The organism is Rhizobium sp. Leaf341 (assembly GCF_001424325.1).
Taxonomy (GTDB): domain Bacteria; phylum Pseudomonadota; class Alphaproteobacteria; order Rhizobiales; family Rhizobiaceae; genus Ferranicluibacter.
This window is the reverse complement of record NZ_LMPE01000005.1, coordinates 187743-207068: the sequence shown is the minus strand read 5'-3', so window position 1 is coordinate 207068 and position 19326 is coordinate 187743. Positions and strand designations below refer to the sequence as shown.

Annotated in this window: 17 protein-coding genes; 12 read left to right on the top strand and 5 right to left on the bottom strand. The window is 65.5% G+C overall.

The window, feature by feature from the left end; translation table 11 throughout:
- The first annotated feature begins 365 nt into the window (after positions 1-365).
- The 7 genes from glmM to serA all read left to right on the top strand — a co-directional run bounded on the left by glmM (position 366) and on the right by serA (position 7846).
- Positions 366-1718, top strand: a complete 1353-nt coding sequence (glmM, locus tag ASG03_RS08200) for a phosphoglucosamine mutase (protein ID WP_062475055.1) — start codon at positions 366-368, stop codon at positions 1716-1718.
- Between the two features lie 179 nt (positions 1719-1897).
- Entirely contained in the window at positions 1898-2731 is an 834-nt protein-coding gene (locus tag ASG03_RS08195) for an outer membrane protein (RefSeq protein WP_062475052.1), read from the top strand.
- A 195-nt stretch (positions 2732-2926) separates the two neighbouring features.
- Positions 2927-3250: a hypothetical protein gene (locus ASG03_RS08190; RefSeq protein ID WP_062475049.1), complete on the top strand. Its 324-nt coding sequence runs from the start codon at positions 2927-2929 to the stop codon at positions 3248-3250.
- Between the two features lie 113 nt (positions 3251-3363).
- Positions 3364-4152, top strand: coding sequence for an outer membrane protein (locus tag ASG03_RS08185; RefSeq protein ID WP_082475622.1), 789 nt, complete (start codon positions 3364-3366; stop codon positions 4150-4152).
- A 193-nt stretch (positions 4153-4345) separates the two neighbouring features.
- Positions 4346-4702, top strand: coding sequence for a hypothetical protein (locus tag ASG03_RS08180; RefSeq protein WP_062475046.1), 357 nt, complete (start codon positions 4346-4348; stop codon positions 4700-4702).
- A gap of 257 nt (positions 4703-4959) precedes the next feature.
- On the top strand, positions 4960-6138 hold the full coding sequence (locus tag ASG03_RS08175; protein ID WP_062475043.1) for a phosphoserine transaminase: 1179 nt from the start codon (positions 4960-4962) through the stop codon (positions 6136-6138).
- Between the two features lie 112 nt (positions 6139-6250).
- Positions 6251-7846, top strand: coding sequence for a phosphoglycerate dehydrogenase (gene serA, locus ASG03_RS08170; RefSeq protein WP_062475040.1), 1596 nt, complete (start codon positions 6251-6253; stop codon positions 7844-7846).
- 78 nt (positions 7847-7924) lie between these two features.
- Here serA and ASG03_RS08165 read toward each other — a convergent pair whose 3' ends face one another.
- Complete coding sequence (locus ASG03_RS08165; RefSeq protein WP_062475037.1) at positions 7925-8824, bottom strand: DMT family transporter; 900 nt, start codon at positions 8822-8824, stop codon at positions 7925-7927.
- Between the two features lie 292 nt (positions 8825-9116).
- Here ASG03_RS08165 and ASG03_RS08160 point away from each other — a divergent pair, with 292 nt between their 5' ends.
- Both ASG03_RS08160 and ASG03_RS21660 read left to right on the top strand, forming a co-directional pair.
- Complete coding sequence (locus tag ASG03_RS08160; RefSeq protein WP_062475034.1) at positions 9117-10415, top strand: adenylosuccinate synthase; 1299 nt, start codon at positions 9117-9119, stop codon at positions 10413-10415.
- 120 nt (positions 10416-10535) lie between these two features.
- Positions 10536-13475, top strand: coding sequence for a hypothetical protein (locus ASG03_RS21660; RefSeq protein WP_162241367.1), 2940 nt, complete (start codon positions 10536-10538; stop codon positions 13473-13475).
- 65 nt (positions 13476-13540) lie between these two features.
- Here the strand turns inward: ASG03_RS21660 and ASG03_RS08150 are convergent, their stop codons facing one another.
- On the bottom strand, positions 13541-13993 hold the full coding sequence (locus tag ASG03_RS08150) for a hypothetical protein (protein ID WP_062693230.1): 453 nt from the start codon (positions 13991-13993) through the stop codon (positions 13541-13543).
- Positions 13994-14210: 217 nt separating this feature from the next.
- On the opposite strand from ASG03_RS08150, the gene ASG03_RS08145 reads away from it, so the two are divergent.
- Complete coding sequence (locus ASG03_RS08145) at positions 14211-14435, top strand: hypothetical protein (RefSeq protein WP_062693229.1); 225 nt, start codon at positions 14211-14213, stop codon at positions 14433-14435.
- Between the two features lie 124 nt (positions 14436-14559).
- Here the strand turns inward: ASG03_RS08145 and ASG03_RS08140 are convergent, their stop codons facing one another.
- Positions 14560-15309 carry an outer membrane protein gene (locus tag ASG03_RS08140; protein ID WP_062475024.1) on the bottom strand — a complete coding sequence of 250 codons (750 nt, stop codon included), beginning with the start codon at positions 15307-15309 and terminating at the stop codon, positions 14560-14562.
- Between the two features lie 308 nt (positions 15310-15617).
- Here ASG03_RS08140 and ASG03_RS08135 point away from each other — a divergent pair, with 308 nt between their 5' ends.
- Both ASG03_RS08135 and ASG03_RS08130 read left to right on the top strand, forming a co-directional pair.
- Complete coding sequence (locus ASG03_RS08135) at positions 15618-16796, top strand: alpha/beta hydrolase (protein ID WP_062693228.1); 1179 nt, start codon at positions 15618-15620, stop codon at positions 16794-16796.
- 53 nt (positions 16797-16849) lie between these two features.
- Complete coding sequence (locus ASG03_RS08130; protein ID WP_062693227.1) at positions 16850-17893, top strand: Lnb N-terminal periplasmic domain-containing protein; 1044 nt, start codon at positions 16850-16852, stop codon at positions 17891-17893.
- A gap of 34 nt (positions 17894-17927) precedes the next feature.
- Here ASG03_RS08130 and ASG03_RS08125 read toward each other — a convergent pair whose 3' ends face one another.
- Both ASG03_RS08125 and ASG03_RS08120 read right to left on the bottom strand, forming a co-directional pair.
- Positions 17928-18245: a hypothetical protein gene (locus tag ASG03_RS08125; protein ID WP_062693226.1), complete on the bottom strand. Its 318-nt coding sequence runs from the start codon at positions 18243-18245 to the stop codon at positions 17928-17930.
- 180 nt (positions 18246-18425) lie between these two features.
- Positions 18426-19139 (bottom strand): class I SAM-dependent methyltransferase, encoded by a 714-nt coding sequence (locus tag ASG03_RS08120; protein WP_062693225.1) that lies wholly within the window; start codon positions 19137-19139, stop codon positions 18426-18428.
- Positions 19140-19326 lie beyond the last annotated feature (187 nt).

Genomic DNA, 19326 nt, shown 5'->3' with positions numbered 1-19326 from the left:
GGAAGATGTCGTCTTCCCTTCTACCCTTCACGTGGCAGCTTCCAGCGCCTCGTCCGAATGCCTTTCTCCACGGCGCGTCCCGCGTGCGTGGGTCTCGGCGCGTCCGCTGTCCGGTAAGCTTTGCGAAGGTAACGGCGTGTAATCATTTCTGATGGCCGGGAGGATGCCGTTTTCCGCGTGTCTGTGGCAAAAGGTCGAGTGAGCAAGCCGGGACGTCAGGGGCATGACATCCCGGTGAGGGCATCACGACCAACACAGCATGGCCAAGACAGCACGACCAAACGGGCACGGCCAGACCGGCAAGACCAGACCAGGAAGACCGGCCCGATCCGGTCCGGACGGCCGGATATGACGATGGAGCGATCATGAAGCGCAGATATTTCGGCACCGACGGCATTCGCGGGCAGTCCAACATTTTCCCGATGACGCCGGATCTCGCCATGCGGGTCGGGATCGCCGTCGGCACCATCTTTCGGCGCGGCGCACATCGCCACCGGGTCGTCATCGGCAAGGATACGCGGCTCTCGGGCTATATGCTCGAGAACGCCATGGTTGCCGGCTTCACGGCGGCGGGCGTCGATGCCTTCGTCCTCGGTCCCATTCCCACGCCCGCCGTCGCCATGCTGACGCGGTCGCTGCGCGCGGATATCGGCGTGATGATCTCCGCCTCGCACAATCCGTTCGAGGACAACGGCATCAAGCTGTTCGGCCCCGACGGCTACAAGCTGTCGGACGATATCGAAGGCCAGATTGAGGAACTGCTCGACCAGGACCTGTCGATGCAGCTCGCGCGCTCCAACGAGATCGGCCGCGCCAAGCGTATCGACGGGGTCCACGACCGCTATATCGAACATGCCAAGCGCACGCTCCCGCGCGACGTCACGCTGAAGGGCCTGCGCATCGCCATCGATTGCGCCAACGGCGCCGCCTACAAGGTCGCGCCGGCCGCCCTGTGGGAGCTCGGTGCGGACGTGGTGACCATCGGGACGGACCCCAACGGCACGAACATCAATCTGGACTGCGGCTCCACCAGCCCGGCCGCCCTTTCGAGGAAGGTGCACGAGGTGCGCGCCGATATCGGCATCGCGCTCGATGGCGATGCCGACCGCGTGCTGATCGTCGATGAAAAGGGCGCCATTGTCGATGGCGACCAGCTGATGGCCGTCATCGCCGACAGCTGGGCGGCCGACGGAAGCCTGCGCGGCGGCGGCATCGTCGCCACGGTCATGTCCAACCTCGGGCTCGAGCGTTACCTCCAGAGCCGCAAGCTGTCGCTCCAGCGCACCAAGGTCGGCGATCGCTATGTCGTCGAGCACATGCGCGAGAAGGGGTTCAACATCGGCGGCGAGCAGTCGGGCCATATCGTCCTCTCGGACTTCGGAACCACGGGCGATGGCCTCGTCGCCGCCCTGCAGGTGCTCTCCAACGTCAAGCGGCTCGGCAAGCCCGTCAGCGAGGTCTGCCACAAGTTCACGCCCGTGCCGCAGGTGCTGAAGAACGTGCGCGTCTCCACCGGCGCGCCGCTCGAGGACAATGCCGTGCGGCAGGCGATCGCGGAGGCCGAGGCCGCGCTGGCAAAGACCGGCCGCCTGCTCATCCGCCCGTCCGGCACCGAGCCCCTGATCCGCGTCATGGCGGAAGGCGACGACCGCGGCCAGGTGGAGCGGATCGTCGACGAGCTCGTCTCCGTCATCGGATCGGCCCGCCACGCGGCCTGATCGTCCAGATCCCCATGACCCCACAGCAAACCCGGCTTCGGCCGGGTTTTTTTATGTCCCGACAGGGTGAAGATTCTTGGTTAAGTGCAGCTTAACCAATCTCCGTCATGATGCCACGCAACAGGACGGTCGGGCTGCACGATGAGGTGGGCTGACGCAACATCGTAATGGAGTGAGCCATGAAGACTATCGTGCTTGGCGTTGTGGCAGCTATGCTGACCGGCACCGTCGCCTATGCTGCCGACCTCTACCAGCCCCCGCTCGAACCTGCCGTGGAAGCAGCGCCCGTCGAGGTCAGCGACGCCAGCGGCTGGTATCTCCGCGGCGACGTCGGCTATGCCTTCACGAAGCTTCGCGGCGCAAAATTCTATCAGGGCTCGAACTCCTACGAGCGCGACTTCGACCGCTACGACCTCGATGACACCTGGACCGGCGGCATCGGCGTGGGTTACCAGATCACCCGCCACCTGCGCACCGACCTGACGCTCGACCATATCGGCAAGGCCGATTTCGAAGGCTCCACCACCGGCAGCTGCGGCGTTGCCACCTTCTGCACCTCGCGCGACATTTCCTCGATGCACGCCTGGAGCCTGATGGCCAACGCCTATGTCGATATCGGCACCTACGGCATCTTCACCCCTTACGTCGGCGCCGGCATCGGCGGCACGCAGGTGCGCTGGGACAAGCTGAAGAACACCAGCTGCGAAACCGGCAACCCCAACAATTGCGACGGCACGTTCGAGCATGAAGGCAAGCGCAAGTGGCGCTTCACCTACGGCGTCATGGCCGGCACGTCGATCGACATCACCTGCAACCTGAAGGCCGACGTCGGCTACCGGTTCCGCCAGATCGTCGGCGGCGACATGTTCGGCTACAAGGCCAGCGGCGGCCCCGGTCGCGACAAGGGCATCAATGTCCACGAAGCCCGCGCCGGCCTGCGCTACGCCTTCGGCGGTTGCGATGAAGCAGCCTACGTCCCGGAATATCCGGTCGAACAGCCCGTCTACAAGTAAGCCGCCTCTCTTCCCCGGTTGCGCGAAGCCGTCCCGAAAGGGGCGGCTTTGTGCGTTTTCGGCACAGGGATCGCGCGTGTCGTTGAGGCTGTCTTAACCAGACGGACGGGCGATGCCGGGGGTTGCTTGTGCGTGTCGCGTCGCGGGTTAGGGTCGAGATCGGATGATTCGATGAAAACTTGACGGGACGCGACGATGGAAAGACACTTCTGGCGGATCACCGGGCATGTCGGCATGGACCAGATCTTCGAGCGGATCGTGCCTGTCGACAGCCTGTCGGATGCCGCCGTGTGCCTGCTTCTCCAGTGCCTGCTTGCCCGCGAGGTCGACATCAACGCGCTGATCGATGGTCTCGGGCAGCCGGGGGCCGAGGGCGCGGGGCCGCTCGACGTGCGCATGGAGCCGGGTCCGCCGGTCCAGTACAGGCTTGCCGAGGCCGATGTCGTCTTCGAGGCCAGTGTCATGACGGAGCGTCCCGCAGCCTTTGCCGATGCCGGCCGCGCCGGGCTTGCCGCCTGAGAGGGGTGTCCGCGTTAACGCGGCATTAACCATACCGGCCCAAAAGTTAACGCCTGTCCATCCGCCGCCCGCATGATTCGCCGGCCGGGGGAACACCGGCAATCGAGGGCTCCATGACGCGTCTTTCCCCATCGGGCACTGCAGGATCGGCAACGCCCGGTCGCGCGGCCATCGCCCCCTTCCTGTTCAGCGCCGTCGTCTTCGGCTTCGGCTTCGGCCTCACGCCTGTCGCACAGGCCGAGGACGCGCTCCTGTCGGCGCCCGAGGTCACCATCGCGGCCGAAACCGTGTCGGCCGGTCTCTATCTTCGCGCCGATCTCGGTGCCACGGTCTTCCGCCAGGAGGGCAGCCCGTCTTTGGCGGTCGGCGGCCTTCGCAGCGATTTCGACGACGACCGGTTCGACCGTCCGGTGTCCGGCACGCTCGGCCTTGGCTATCGGTTCACGGACATCCTGCGCGCCGACCTGACCGCAGACCTGTTCGAAGGCCGTTTCTCCGGAACGAGCGATGCGACCGGCACGTCCGCGCGCTACCGCGCCGATCTGCGCGGCGTCGGCATCCTGGCAAACGGCTATGTGGATCTTGCCACCGTCGCAGGCTTCACGCCCTATCTCGGCGCCGGCATTGGCGCGACATCGGTCGACTGGCAGGACGTCACGGCGACGGCGGCCGGCGCCCCGATCGCCGGAAGCGCGTATCACGGCGACAGCAGCTGGCGCTTTACCTATGCCCTCATGGCCGGCGCCTCCTATGACCTGACCGAGCGGCTGAAGCTCGATATCAGCTACCGCTATTCCGATATCGCGGGGGGCGACATGTTCGCCCGTGCCGGCGAGAACGCGCAGGACGACGGCCTTTCCCGCCACGAGGTCCGCGCCGGCCTGCGGTTCCAGCTCTACTAGCGCGTTGCGTTCTTGTTTGAGGCAAGTCGTTTCCCGAAACCGCTGCACGCTTTCGGGCGACATGCATGAGCCGGCCCTTCAAGGAGGGGCAAGGGCAGGGACACGGATGGAGAGGGGGCCGGATGCTGATCGGGCACCCCTTAAGGAACCTTGTTGCGATCCGGCTGTTCTGGCTCCAGAAGAGGAGCCCGCCATGACCGACATCGGAAACCCCATCCCCCGCGGCACGATCGACACAGATGCCGATCCGGACGCCGTGACGCAGACCGACGCACCGCTGGTCGACGAAGCGTTGGCCGCGAAGGAAAACCCGTCCTCGAACGACGCCGCCGATACGGTGGCTGCCCTGAAGGCCGAGATCGAAACCTTGCGCAGCCGGATCGCAGATCGCGGTTCCGACGCCACCGCACGTCTTCGCGCCACCATCCGCTCGACCGCCGGCGACAGGCCGATGACGAGCCTCGCCGCAGCGCTCCTGACAGGCTACGCCCTTGCGCTCGCCATCCATGGTCGTTCCCGGCCCGACCATTCCTGGTATCGTCGGCGTTAAGCGCCGCGCATCATCGGACGGCACGCTTATTCCTTCAGTCAGCCGCGCCAAGCGCGGTCGACCTTGATCTGCGTGCCGTCAATGACCCTTCAAATCCCACGTCGGGCAGCGTGCCGCCATGTCGCAGGCGGCATGAGAAATGGCGCTCCCACGGCATTCCTGACTTTTTCCCTTGCGTTGCATGAGCTGTTTCTGTATTGACGGCGGCAGGACACGCCTCCCTAACGAGGTGCTTTCTATCTGGAAGGGTAGCCATCATGAAGACGCCTGCGACACCGGACCTCCGTCCGGCGAACACCCATTTTTCGTCCGGACCTTGCTCCAAGCGCCCTGGTTGGTCGCTGGACGCACTCTCAGATGCACCGCTCGGCCGGTCGCATCGCGCCAAGGTCGGCAAAGCCAAGCTCAAGCAAGCGATCGATCTGACCCGTGAGGTCCTCAACGTGCCGGCGGATTACCGCATCGGCATCGTTCCCGCATCCGACACCGGCGCCGTCGAAATGGCGATGTGGTCGCTTCTCGGCGAGCGCGGCGTCGATATGGTCGCCTGGGAAAGCTTCGGATCGGGCTGGGTTTCCGACGTTTTGAAGGAGCTCAAGCTCGCCGACGCCCGCAAGATCACGGCCGATTACGGCAAGCTGCCCGATCTCTCCACGATCGATTTCGATCGTGACGTCGTCTTCACCTGGAACGGCACCACGTCGGGGGTGCGCGTTCCCAATGCCGATTTCATTCCCGCCGATCGCCAGGGCCTGACGATCTGCGACGCGACCTCCGGCGCCTTCGCGCAGGATCTCGATTTCTCCAAGCTCGATGTCGTCACCTTCTCCTGGCAGAAGGTGTTGGGCGGCGAGGGCGGCCACGGCGTGCTCATCCTCAGCCCGCGCGCCGTCGCGCGTCTGGAAAGCTACACTCCGGCCTGGCCGCTCCCCAAGATCTTCCGCATGACCAAGGGCGGCAAGATCATCGAGGGCATCTTCCAGGGCGAGACGATCAACACGCCCTCCATGCTCTGCGTCGAGGATTACATCGACGCCCTGCAGTGGGCAAAGTCGCTCGGCGGGCTGAACGCGCTGATGGCGCGCGCGGATGCCAATGCGCAGGTCATCTTCGATTATGTCGAGAAGACCGATTGGATCGCCAATCTGGCGGAGGTGGCCGACACCCGCTCCAACACCTCCGTCTGCCTCAAGATCGTCGATCCCGCGGTCACGGCCCTTGCGGCCGATCAGCAGGAAGCGTTTGCCAAGGGCATGGTGGCGCTGCTCGAAAAGCAGGGCGTTGCCCATGACATCGGTGCCTATCGCGATGCTCCCTCGGGCTTCCGCATCTGGGCCGGGGCGACGATCGACACGGCCGACCTCCAGGCGCTGATGCCCTGGTTCGACTGGGCGTTCGAGGCCCAGAAGGCCGCGCAGCTCAAGGCCGCAGCCTAAGACCGCAGCCTAAGACCGGTACGGCGGGTCCGCGCGGCGTCGCGCAGGCTCGCCACCCGTCCGCATCACATCCCGTTTCGTTTCAAGACGTTCTCACCAGTGGAGGCCTCTCATGGCACCTCGTGTTCTCGTATCCGACGAACTGTCGGAAACCGCCGTCCAGATCTTTCGCGATCGTGGCGTCGATGTCGATTTCCAGCCGCAGCTCGGCAAGGACAAGGACAAGCTGGCCGACATCATCGGCAATTATGACGGTCTCGCCATTCGTTCCGCCACCAAGGCGACGGAGAAGCTGATCGCGGCTGCGACCAACCTGAAGGTTATCGGCCGGGCCGGGATCGGCGTCGACAATGTCGATATTCCCGCCGCCTCGCGCCGCGGCATCATCGTCATGAACACGCCGTTCGGCAATTCCATCACCACGGCCGAACACGCGATCGCGCTGATGTTCGCCGTCGCGCGCCAGCTTCCCGCCGCCGACACCTCGACGCAGGCCGGCAAATGGGAAAAGTCCAAGTTCATGGGCGTGGAGATCACCGGCAAGACGCTCGGCGTCATCGGTGCCGGCAATATCGGTTCCATCGTCATCTCGCGCGCCATCGGGCTCAAGATGCACGTCCTTGCCTATGACCCCTTCCTGTCCAAGGAGCGCGCCGAGGAGATGGGCGTCACCAAGGTCGAACTCGACGACTTGCTGGCGCGGGCCGATTTCATCACCCTGCACGTGCCGATGACCGACAAGACGCGCGGCATCCTCAATGCCGAAGCCCTTGCCAAGACCAAGCCCGGCGTGCGGATCATCAATTGCGCCCGCGGCGGCCTGGTGGACGAGGCGGCGCTTGCCGAAGCCCTGAAGTCCGGCCATGTCGCCGGTGCCGGCTTCGACGTGTTCGAGACCGAGCCGGCCAAGGAAAGCCCGCTGTTCGGCTTGCCGAACGTCGTCTGCACGCCGCATCTCGGCGCCGCCACCACGGAAGCCCAGGAAAACGTCGCCCTGCAGGTCGCCGAGCAGATGTCGGACTATCTCGTCAAGGGCGCGGTTTCCAACGCGATCAACATGCCCTCGATCACGGCGGAAGAAGCCCCGATCCTGAAACCCTTCATCCGGCTTGCCGACGTGCTCGGCGCTTTCGTCGGTCAGGTCACGGAAAGCGCGATCAAGGAGATCGAGATCCTCTATGACGGCTCCACCGCCGGCATGAACACGAAGGCGCTGACGAGTGCGGCGCTGGCCGGCCTCATCCGCAGCCAGGTGTCGGATGTCAACATGGTCTCCGCACCGATCATGATCAAGGAAAAGGGCATCATCCTGTCGGAGGTCAAGCGCGACAAGACCGGCGTGTTCGACGGCTACATCAAGCTGACGGTCACGACCGACAACCAGACGCGCTCGGTCGCCGGCACGGTGTTCTCGGATGGCAAGCCGCGCTTCATCCAGATCAAGGACATCAACCTCGATGCCGACGTGGGCAGCCACATGGTCTACATCACCAACACCGATGTCCCCGGCATGATCGGCTTCATCGGCAAGACCTTCGGCGATGCCGGCGTCAACATCGCCAACTTCCAGCTCGGCCGCAAGGATGCGGGCTCGGATGCGATCGCCCTGCTGTATGTCGACGGCCCTGTACCCGACAGCCTGCTGAAGACCCTGACGGACAACCCGGCCATTCGCCAGGCCAAGCCCCTGGTCTTCAACGTCGAGTAACGGCGGCGGCAGAGCCCTGCATCGTCAACCCGCGCCGGATCCTGCAAAGGTCCGGCGCTTTTTTCGTCAGGTTTATCGTCAGGGGCTCTCGGCGGCCACCTTCGGCCGGCCCTTTTCCGCCACGGCGATGCCGATGAGCGCGAGCGCAAGGGCGATGATGTGGAAGGTGTGGAGCTGTTCGCCGATCAGGACGATCGAGAGCAGCGTGCCGAAAATGGGGATGAGATTGATGAACAGCCCGGCCCGGTTCGGGCCGATCAACTCCACGCCGCGCACATAGAGGATCTGCGAGATCAGAGACGGGAACACGCCGGCATAGGCGACGATGATCCAGCCGGTGGTATCGGGCCAGATCATCGCGCCGGAGGTGCTTTCCCAGATCATCAGCGGCACGCTGCTCAGGAGCGCGGCGAATGCCGAGACGGCGATCAGGCTTTTCCAGTGGATGCCGGGCTTGTAGCGTAGCGTCACGGTGTAGCCGGCATAGACCAGGACGGCGAACATCATCAGCGCATCGCCGCGGTTGAGGTCGAGGGACAGCAACGTCGAGAGGTCGCCGTGCGACGCGGTCAAGGCCACCGCAAACAGCGTCAGCGCGAAACCGAACCATTGGGCAACCGACACGCCGGTGCGAAACAGCACGAAGTTCACGGCAAAGATCACCATGGGGATCGCCGCCTGTTCGATCACGGCATTGATCGCGCTCGTGTATTGCAGAGCCGAATAGAGTGCCGCGTTGAAGGCGGTGAAGCCGACGGCGCCATAGCTGAAGAGCAGCAGCGCGTGGCGGCGGATGAGCGGCCAATCCTTGCGCAGGGGCGGGATGGCGATGGCGAGCAGCAGCCCGCAGGCGATCGTCCAGCGCATGCCCGTCAGGAGCATGGGGCTGACATGGCCGACGGCGATCTTGCCTGCCACGGAGTTGCCGCCCCAGATGAAGGTGGTCAAGGCAAGGATCAGATAGGCCTGAATGTTCAAGCTGAAATTCCGTCTCGGACAGGAAGAGAAGAGGTTTTGCGACGCGTCCTTCCCGCTGCATATCGCGTAAAGCGCGGTGTTGCCATGCAAAAAGCCCCGATTTCCGGGCAAACGGAATAGCTTTTGAAAAAACGAGGCATTATAGATGCGCGGGTTTGCAGCCCCGGAACAGGATCGGGTTGCAGGATCATGGGTCGGTGCGGGAGGTCAATGCCAAACGAGGCAGGGCGATCGCGTGCGAGGCGAAGATGAGCGCGGATGAAAACGCGCGCTTGCAGACAGGAAAAACGAAATGACGAATGTCGTGGTTGTCGGATCGCAATGGGGTGACGAGGGCAAGGGCAAGATCGTCGACTGGCTCTCCGAACGCGCCGATGTCGTCGTCCGCTTCCAGGGCGGGCACAATGCCGGCCACACGCTCGTGATCGACGGCACCAGCTACAAGCTGTCGCTGCTGCCCTCCGGCGTCGTGCGTCCCGGCAAGCTCGCCGTCATCGGCAATGGCGTCGTCATCGATCCGCATGCGCTGATCGCCGAGATCGAGAAGCTGGACGGGCAGGGCGTCACCATCACGCCGGAAAACCTGCGCATCGCCGACAATGCCACGCTGATCCTGTCGCTCCATCGCGAGCTTGACGGCATCCGCGAGGACGCGGCCTCCAACAGCGGCACGAAGATCGGCACCACCCGCCGCGGCATCGGCCCGGCCTACGAAGACAAGGTCGGCCGTCGCGCGATCCGCGTCATGGATCTGGCCGATCTCTCGACCCTGCCGGCCAAGGTCGATCGTCTGCTGACGCATCACAATGCGCTGCGCCGCGGTCTGGGCGAAGCCGAAGTGAGCCATGCCGCGATCATGGAGGAACTGTCCTCCATCGCCGCGCGCGTGCTGCCGTTCATGGATACGGTCTGGCTGCTGCTCGACCGCCTGCGCCGCAAGGGCGCGCGCATCCTGTTCGAAGGCGCGCAGGGCACGCTTCTCGACATCGATCACGGCACCTATCCCTTCGTCACCTCCTCGAACACGGTCGCCGGCCAGGCCGCTGCCGGTTCGGGCATGGGCCCGGGCGCGCTCGGCTATATCCTTGGCATCACCAAGGCCTACACGACGCGCGTCGGCGAAGGTCCGTTCCCGACGGAGCTGCACGACGAGATCGGACAGTTCCTCGGCGAAAAGGGTCATGAGTTCGGCACGGTGACGGGCCGCAAGCGCCGCTGCGGCTGGTTCGATGCGGCGCTGGTGCGCCAGTCGGTCGCCACCAACGGCATCACCGGCATCGCGCTGACGAAGCTCGACGTGCTTGACGGCCTGAAGGAACTGAAGATCTGCGTCGGTTACACGCTCGATGGCGTGGAGATCGACCATCTCCCGGCCAGCCAGGCAAGCCAGGCGCGGGTGCAGCCCGTCTATGTGACGCTCGAGGGCTGGCAGGAGTCCACAGTGGGGGCGCGCAGCTGGGCCGACCTGCCGGCGCAGGCGATCAAATATGTCCGCCAGGTGGAAGAACTCATCGGCGCACCGGTCGCTCTCCTGTCTACAAGTCCGGAGCGCGACGACACGATACTTGTTACCGATCCGTTTGAGGACTAGGTTAACAGGCCTGTAACGGGGTGATGACAGGGCGTAAAGCGCGGGTTTTGAAGAGATCCCGCGCTTGCGACGTATCAAGTATCGGCTTAATCACCCCGAAGGGTTGAAAGAAAGTTTTCGATGGCGGATTTTGTAGCAGTTATTCGCAGGACCGTGGACGGTTTGTCCGACAACAGTCCGGAGATGCGGTCGAGGGTCTACGAAAAGGCCCGAGGTGCCGTCCGCCGTCAGCTCGAAAGCATGAAGCCGCGCCCCTCCGACGAGATGATCGATCGGCAGATGGGCAAGCTCGAAACGGCCATCACCGAGGTGGAGGCCAGCCACGCCGCAGCGCCCGCCCTGGATGCGGCGCCTGCGGCTGCGACCGCTACGGCTGCGGCCGTCGCTGTTGCCCCGGCGGTTGTCCCGGTCGAGACGATGCCGGAGACGGTGCCGGAGCCCGCGCCGGAGACCATGCCAGAGCCCGTGCCGCGCGAGCCTCTTCCGGTCGACGTCGCATCCCCGGCAGCAGCTCCTGCCGAGGTGACGTTCCAGCAGCCGTCCGTACCCTACGACGTCACGCATGTTGCACCGGAGGAGCCGGTCGAAGCGGCGCCCATCGCCGCCGAGCCTGTCGACGCGTTCGCGCCCCGGCCCGTTGACGAGGCACCCGCCTCCGAAGAGCAAGCTTACGAAGAGCCGGCCTACGAAGAGCCGGTCGACCAGGCGCCGTCCCACGAAGAGCCGGCCTACCAGGAGCCGTCTTACCGGGAACCGGCCACGGATGCCGGCTATGCCGACGAACCTGCCGACATCGCAGAGGCGCCGCAGCCGATCGAGCCCGATGTCTATCACGCGCCGGCGTTCGAGCCTGTTCGCGCGCCGGGGGACGATCGCGACCTGCCGGATGCGGAGCCGGACGCGGTCGAGGATTTCGCCTATCTGAACGAGCCGGCGTCACAGCCGGACGATCGGACGGCCGAACCCGTCGACGCGCCCATCGATCCGCCCACCGATGCGGTGGCCGACGAAAACGACATGGTGGCGCTCGAGCCGGAGCCTGTCGAGGAACCCGCGCAGGATTGGGCCGACGAGCACGACCGCGCGCCGGAACCGGCCTCGGCCGAGCCGCACGCGATCGAGCCGGAGCATCCGAGCTACGAGCCCGTCGCTTTCGAGCCCGTATCCCGCGAACCGGACGCTTATGAACCTGTGGCCCACGAACCTGTGGCCTATGAGCCTGTCTCCTATGAGCCGGCGTTTCATGAGGCCGCACCTCTCGTGGAGCCGGACGCAGAGACGCGCGACGCCAGCGCGATGCCGTCGGCGACGTGGGATCTGCCGGAGTGGAACGAAGCACCCGCCGGCCCTGTCGCCGCGCCGGATGCGGAGCCGGTGGCCACGCAGACCTACGAGCTGGCTCCTGAGCTGGCCGCCACGCCGGTCACCGCCCATATCGAGCCCGTCTGGACAGAATCGGTCGAGACGCACCCGGCCGAACAGGCGGCCGATCCGCATGACGACTGGCGCACCGAGCCGGTTTCGGGCGACGATCGCGGCGACGCTGTCGACGCGACGCCCTTGGTCCTGCCGGCCGTATCAGGCGGCCTCACGCCCGAGGGCGAGCCGTCGCATTCCTGGGCACTGGACGAGACGGACCCCTTCCAGCAGGAGGTGCGTCCCGAAGGGACCGAGCCGGCCGTGTCGGACTGGTCTTGGCCGGTCGATCGGTCCAACGAGACCGAGCGGACCGAGGCCGGCGACGAGCCGCCGCCGCCGCAAAACTGGGACGAGATCGACAGCCTGCTGGCCGCCGGCGGCGCTGCGGCGGCCGCACAGGGTCGTGCGGCCCTCGATCCGGCAGAGGCGCCCGCCGCGCCGCGCCGTCCGGCCTCCTATCGCGCCGAGCCGCGCAAATCGGCTTTCAGCATCAAGCGGGTCGTGTCGGTGCTCGTTCTCCTGCTCGTGTTCGGCGGTGGGGGATATGCCTACTGGATGAGCCGCGATGCGGTGAACAGCTGGATTTCCGACACGATCGCTTCCCTCAATACGGCGCCGCCGACCGCGAGCAATGGCGGAACGTCGGCATCCGGGACCGGCGCGCCTGCATCCGGCACCGCGGCCAGCGGCAGTGCGACCACCGATGTCGCCTCCGCCGAGCCGAACAACAAGTTCACCCAGCGTCTCCAGACGGACGGCAGCGAGGTGGACGAGGGCGCGGCCCAGCCGCCGGCCGGCGAAAGCGCCGCGCAGGAAGGCAAATCCGTGGCCGCGCAGACCGAGGCGAGCCGCCCGGTCGATACGGCCGACGCATCCGCAACGCCGCCGGCCCAGGGCAATGCGGCGACGACGACCGATGCAAGCCCAGCCGCGACGCCAGACACGACGCCTTCGACGACCCCGGCTGCGACCCCCGGCACATCGCCCGATGCTGCGGCTGCCGGTGCGGATGCGGCATCCGCCCAGACACCGCCCGTCACCCCGACCGGTGCGCCGGACCAGGCCACGACCCAGATGCCGGCCGGCGCGCAGAAGATGTTTCTTTACGAGGAGCGTCTCGGCCAGACGGCGCCCACCGCCATCGAGGGAAGCGTCGCCTGGTCGCTGAAGGAGGAAGCGCCGGAAGCCGGGCAGCGGCCCGAGCCGGTCATCCAGGCGCAGATCACCGTGCCGGACCGCGGCCTGACCGCGCTGATGACGATCAAGCGGAACACCGACACGTCGCTGCCGGCCAGCCACACGATCGAATTCGTGTTCTCGCTGCCCGAGAACTTCGAGGGCGGCAGCATCGACAGCGTTCAGCGCGTGGCCATGAAGCGCAACGAGCAGGATCGCGGCGACCCCCTGATCGCCGTGCCGGCCAAGATCACCGACGACTTCCACATGATCGCGCTCAACGATTTTCCCGAAGCCGTGACGACCAATCTCGATCTGCTGCGCACACGGGCCTGGATCGACATTCCCCTGAGCTACCGCAACGGCCGTCGTGCGCTGCTGACGCTGGAGAAGGGGACGGCCGGCACCGACGCGTTCAACCAGGCGCTGACCGCCTGGAGCCAGGCACGCCCGGCCGGGAACTGAGCCATCGTCGCTGGGAACACGGCCCGGGATCGCCTTTGCGCGGTCCCGGGCCTTTGCGTGTCGCGTCACCGTGCGGACGGCGCGATCTTGAAGACCGCGTCTCCGACGAACAGGATGACATAGCCGCCTTTCGCTTCCGCCTCCGTCGCCCAGCGTTCCAACATCGCCGCGTACGGCGCCTCGCGCCAAATGGCAGGGTGGTCGGGATCCACCAGCACGGTCGTCTGCGGTCCCTGCTCGTAGACCATCATCTTGGCCACCAGCGGATCCCATTCCGGCTCGAGATCCGGTCGCGTCATCCAGGCACAGAGAAAGTCGCGGCAGAGGGTCGGACGCTCCGGATAGATCGCGCAGCCGTGGCCGGCCGTGCAGTGCCGGCACCAGGCATTGGCCGGCTTGTCCAGCGCGTCGATATCGGGCAGGCGGCAGCAGAGCGTGCAGGTGCGGCAGGCGCGCCCCTCGACGGAGGCCGGCTGCGGCGTCGCCGGGGCCGGCGTATGGGTGCAAGCGCGTGTCAAGGAAGGAGAGAGCCTCTGTCTGCCTGTCGAACGAAAACGGCCGCCCGATCGGACATGTCCCGGGCGATGCAGCCTAAGCCCGTCGGTACGTTTTCCGACCCAGAATCACAAGCCGGTCCTTTGGTGATATCCTTGCCCCCCGGCCTGTGTCGGCAGCCGAGGTCTGAGAACCTCGGGTGCTGCGGCACGGCGATCTGCGGCGAAGTGGGATGGCGATATGCACCCGAATTTCCGTTTCAGCATCTTCCTTCAGGGTCGGCTGGCGCTGCCGGCGATGACTCTCAGCAGCCAGGCGCTCCGCCGGACGCTGATGATCGCCAGCGACAACAACGAAGCGCGCGCCGACTATATCTACCAGCATGTCGAGGAGACCGGGCGATGCCAGATCTTCGCCGAGGACGAGCTGACCGGCTATGTGATCGAGAAGATCCTCGCATCCTGACCGGACGACCCCGGCCCGTCGGCCGGCCTGCCACGCGGCTGGACCACCTTTCCGAGGAATGACGGCACGAAAAAAGCCGGCTGGAGGACCAGCCGGCTTTTTGCCGTCAGGAGGCGTGAAAGCCTTAGAAGGTCTTGCGGAAGCCGACCATGACGGCGTGGCTGCGGAAATCCGTTTCCGAGCGCGAACCGTCGCGTGCCGTGAACGAGAAGTTGTCGGCAGCGGTGAAGCGGTAGCCGATATCGAACGTGGTGTTGGTCAGCAGGGCGAAGTTGGTGAACAGGCCCAGTTCCTGGATGTTGATGCCGACGCCGGCGTCCAGGTGGTAAGCAAAGCGCGTGTCGTCGTCATCCATGAGGGTGCCGGCGCCCGCGACGGCAACGCCCTGGCGACGCAGTTCGAGGTTCATGACACCGGCGCCGCCGCCGACATAGGGCGTGATGGCCGAAAGTGCGCCACCGAGCGGGATGTCGAGGTAGCCGTTGACATAGCCCTGGATGGTGCGGGCATCGCCGAAGCTGTCGATGGAGTCGAAGGACGGGCCGCCGCTGACGCGGTGATGATCGACCGAGGCGTTGCCCATGCCGACTTCCAGTTCGATGCGGGGCGTGACGAAGCCCATCTCGCCGAAGCTGTAACCGGCGCGGACGCCCGTGTAGTAGCCGACGTCATAGTCGGTCTTGACCGTCGCGCCGCCGAAATCAAAGGATGTGTCGTCAAGGAAGGTCAGGCTGCTGACCGAGCCCAGGTAGAAGCCGCCATTGGTTTCGACGACGACCGGGCCGACCGGCTCCGTCAGATCCGCAGCGCGAACGATGGAGCCGGTTGCGGCAAAGACGACACCGGCGAGCAGGATCGAGGTAAAGCGGGTCATGAAGATATCCTTCGAAAGAGGGGACGCAGTCGGCAACGGTGCGTCGTGTGATTTGTAAGTAGCTGGTTTTTGCGAGTCGTGTAGAGGAGATCTGCGTAATTTACGGCGCACCTCCACCTCGAAAAATGGGGCTGTTGCATGAAAGTCACGAATGCGCCCTTGACGTGTATTGGCATTTTTTGAGGATGATAGCGCGAGATGGTCAGCCGGGCAGCGGCGCTCTATGTTGCGCTTGACGGTGCATGAGCACCCGCGCAACAAGGGCGGCATGCTTGCCGGTTCCCTGCAAGAGCCCATGAGGACGCCTGATGACTGCGATCTGCGCCGGTGCGCCTTTTCTGCGCGTTCGCCCTAGCATCCTTTTGTTTCTGTTCAGCGTTTTCGTCGCGCTCGCCGGCTGCGCCCATCGGCCGCCGGCTGCGGTGCTCGAGCCCGTCTCCGCGCCCGCCGGAGGGGTGTCCACGGCGAAGGCGTCGGGCGCGAGTTCGCTGACGCTCTTTGCCGTCACCAACCGCACGCGAGACGGCGACGGCTTTGACAGCGGCCGCGCCCGGACGATGACCTATGAGCGCTACCGGCTGTCGATTCCGGCCTCCCACAAGCCGGCGGCGATCGAATATCCGTCCGGCCAGGCGATGTCCGCGCAGGCGATGCAACAGGCGATGACGGTGCGCGAACGCCGCAGGCTCGACCAGCGCGGCATGGTCGCCGCCATCGTGTCGCAACCCGGCTTCGACGGCACGGTCGGCCTGTTCGTGCATGGCTTCAACTACCGATACCAGGAGGGCGTGTTCCGGCTCGCGCAGATGGCCGTGGACTCGCGCAGCAAGGCGATGCCGGTGCTGTTTTCCTGGCCGTCGGAAGGGGCGCTGTCCGGCTATCTCGCCGATCGCGATGCCGTGCTGTTTTCGCGCGACGATCTGGTGTCGCTGATGGCGGCGCTCAGCGAAACGGGCAAGGTGCGCCAGATCCTGGTGTTTGGCCACAGCATGGGCGGCTTTCTCATCATGGAGTCCTTGCGCCAGCTGCGGCTGACGGATCGCGGGGACGTGCTCGACAAGCTGACGGTGATCCTTGCCGCGCCCGATATCGATGCGGATCTCTTTCGCCGGCAGATGGACGTGATCGGTCGGCTGCGTTCGCCGCTGGTTCTGCTGGTCTCGCCGCAGGACGAGGCCCTGGCGGCCTCCAGCCTGCTCAGCGGTGCGCGTCCACGGGTCGGCCGGCTCGATGTCGAGGACCCCAAGGTGCGGGAGACGGCCAAGGCCTACGGCGTGCTCGTGGTCGACATCACCTCGCTCGATGCGCCGGACGGGCTGGGCCATGATCGCTATGCGAGCCTTGCCGCGCTCGGCCCCCAGATCGGCGCACTCGGCCGCCCCGGCGCGGCGACGCCGACGGATGTCGGGGCCTTCATTCTTGATGCGGCGGGTCAGGTCGTGGCAAGCCCCTTCACCGTCGCCGGCCGCATCCTGTCGCCGCGATAATCTTCGCGCGGCGGATGCGAGCCCGCCGTGTCACTCTCCACGAGGTTCCCAGCATGCGCGTGATCACGACCCTTGCCGCCGGCCTCCTCGGCGTCGTCCTTTTCCTGCTGGCGCTGCTCGCCACCGTCTGGACGGCCCTTGCACTCTGGTACCGGATACCGGGCGACGGGATCGTGCGCGGCGGTGCCGCTGCTCTCTGGGTCGCCTTCGTTCTCGGCCTTGTGCTTTTCGGCCGACGCTCTCCCTTGCCGGCCGTCGGCATCTTTCTCGTGGGGCTCGTCGCCGTCGGGCTCTGGTGGCAGACGATCCGCCCGCGGCTCGATCGCGACTGGGCGCCCGATGTCGCCCGAACGGTGACGGGAACGATCGGCGGGGAGGAGGGGGCCGCCAACGGCGCTCCGGGACAGGTGGGCCACCTCGTCACCCTGCACAATGTGCGCAACTTCCGCTGGACGAGCGATCGCGATGCCGAACCGCGCTGGGAAACCCGCAGCTATGATCTCGATACGATCACCGGCACCGATCTCGTCCTGTCGTACTGGGGCATGGACGCCATCGCCCACACGCTCGTCAGCTTCGGCTTTGCCGACGGCCGGCACGTGGCGTTCTCCGTCGAAATCCGGCGGGAGACAACCGAGGAATTCTCTTCCATCGCCGGCTTCTTCAAGAGCTACGAGCTCGCCTTCATCGCGGCGGACGAGAGCGACATTCTCTATCTGCGCACCAATATGCGGCGGGAGGACACCTATCTCTACCCTCTGGCCCTGCCGCGACAGGCGGCGGCAGCCCTGTTCCTGACCTATGTGAACGCCGCCAATGCCCGCGCCGAGACACCGCAATTCTACGACACGCTGACCACCAACTGCACCACCGTCATCTTCGATCTCGCCCGGCTGGTCTCGCCCGGCATTCCCATGGACTGGCGCATCCTGCTGTCGGGTTATCTCCCGGGCTATCTGCTCGATCAGGAGGCGACCCTCTGGAAGCTGCCGGAAAGGGAACTCCGGGCGAAAGCCGCCATCAGCGCCAAGGCGCAGGCGCAGCCGACCAACGGCCCCGACTATTCCACGATCATCCGCGCCGATCCCGCGCCCTGAGCCTGTTTGAAGCGTCGCGCGGGGCTGGCGCAGATCAGCGCCGCCGGCGGTAGATCAGGATGGCAATGCCGAGGATCACCAGCGCCGTCGGCCAGAAATCCGTCATCTGGTCGAAGGACCATTTCCACATCTCGTAGCCTTCGAGATGGGGCGGCTTCATCTTCACGCTGACCTCGAAGTCGCGTTTTTCCCGTCCATGGAAATGCCCGATGGCAAAGGCGAGCCCCATCAGAACGGCCACGCGCCGCCCGAAGACGATGCAGAACAGCGCCGCCACCACCGCGGACATGGCGAGCGCTTCGGCGATATGCCCGGCCCAGTCGAAATTTGCCTGAATATAGGTCCAGTCCATCGGATGCCGTCTCGCTGTCGCTCTCCGGCTTGCGGCCGGGCAGGCGGCGCGGCTGCGGCCTGAGAGCCGTCTGTTCCGCCCCACCCTAGGCCGAAATCCCGGGCGAATGAAGCGCCGATCCGGTGGCGGGCCTGCACAGCCTGACATGGCGGTGGAATGCCGCGTGATCGGGCGGGCCGCTTATCGCGACTGCGTGAGGACCATGAGGGACCAACCGCCGATCATCCGGACCGTGCCGTGCGGCGCGACGGAATAGGCAATGCGGCGCGGATAGGCGGCAAGCCGTTTCTTCCACGTCTTGCCGGATTGGTCGATCGCCCAGGGCGTATAGAAGCTGTCGACGATATCGAGGCCGCATTCCCGGAGAAGCGCAAGCGCCGAGGAGCGGTCGAAGTAATGGAGGTGTCCGATCTTCTGCCGGGCCTCTTCGAGAACCCAGCCGCGGCCCACGGCAAGTGCGTTCATGTCGAGCGGAATGTGAAATACCTGGCGGGTCGATATCGCGTGCATCGCACGGACGAATTCGAAGGGGCTTTCCACATGCTCGATGACATCGATGGCCATGCACAGGTCGAACCGGCGATCGGTGTCGAAGGGGCTGCCGAGGGTAAAGGCGAGGCGCGGTGACGCTCTCTGCAGGCTGCGTTCATAGGCTGCGGGTGCGATCTCGAACCCCTCGATCGCGGCCTTTGGAAAGTCCTGTGCGAGAACCTCGAGGATGGCCCCGGTTCCGCAGCCGACCTCGCAGATGCTGCGGGGATCGATCCCGTTCGATCGAAGGATCATGGCGATGTGCCCGGCCTTCCAGGGCGCATCCTCCTCGTGCCAGGTGGGATTTTCCGCCAGATAGTCCTGGCCGGCGTATCGTTCGCTGTTGGTGCTGGACCCTGACACGACAAACCCTTCGCATGGACCATCCGGCCTGCCGCGGAGTGATGCTCCGCATCATCCTTATTTCAGGTATACATTAAACACCGGAGAAGGATGTGGCAACCGAGAACGTCGTGAGGCGCTGAGGCGCGGGTGTCACCGGGGGCGCGTGTCTGCCGCCACCGGCGCGACACGCTGAGTCCGAAGCGCC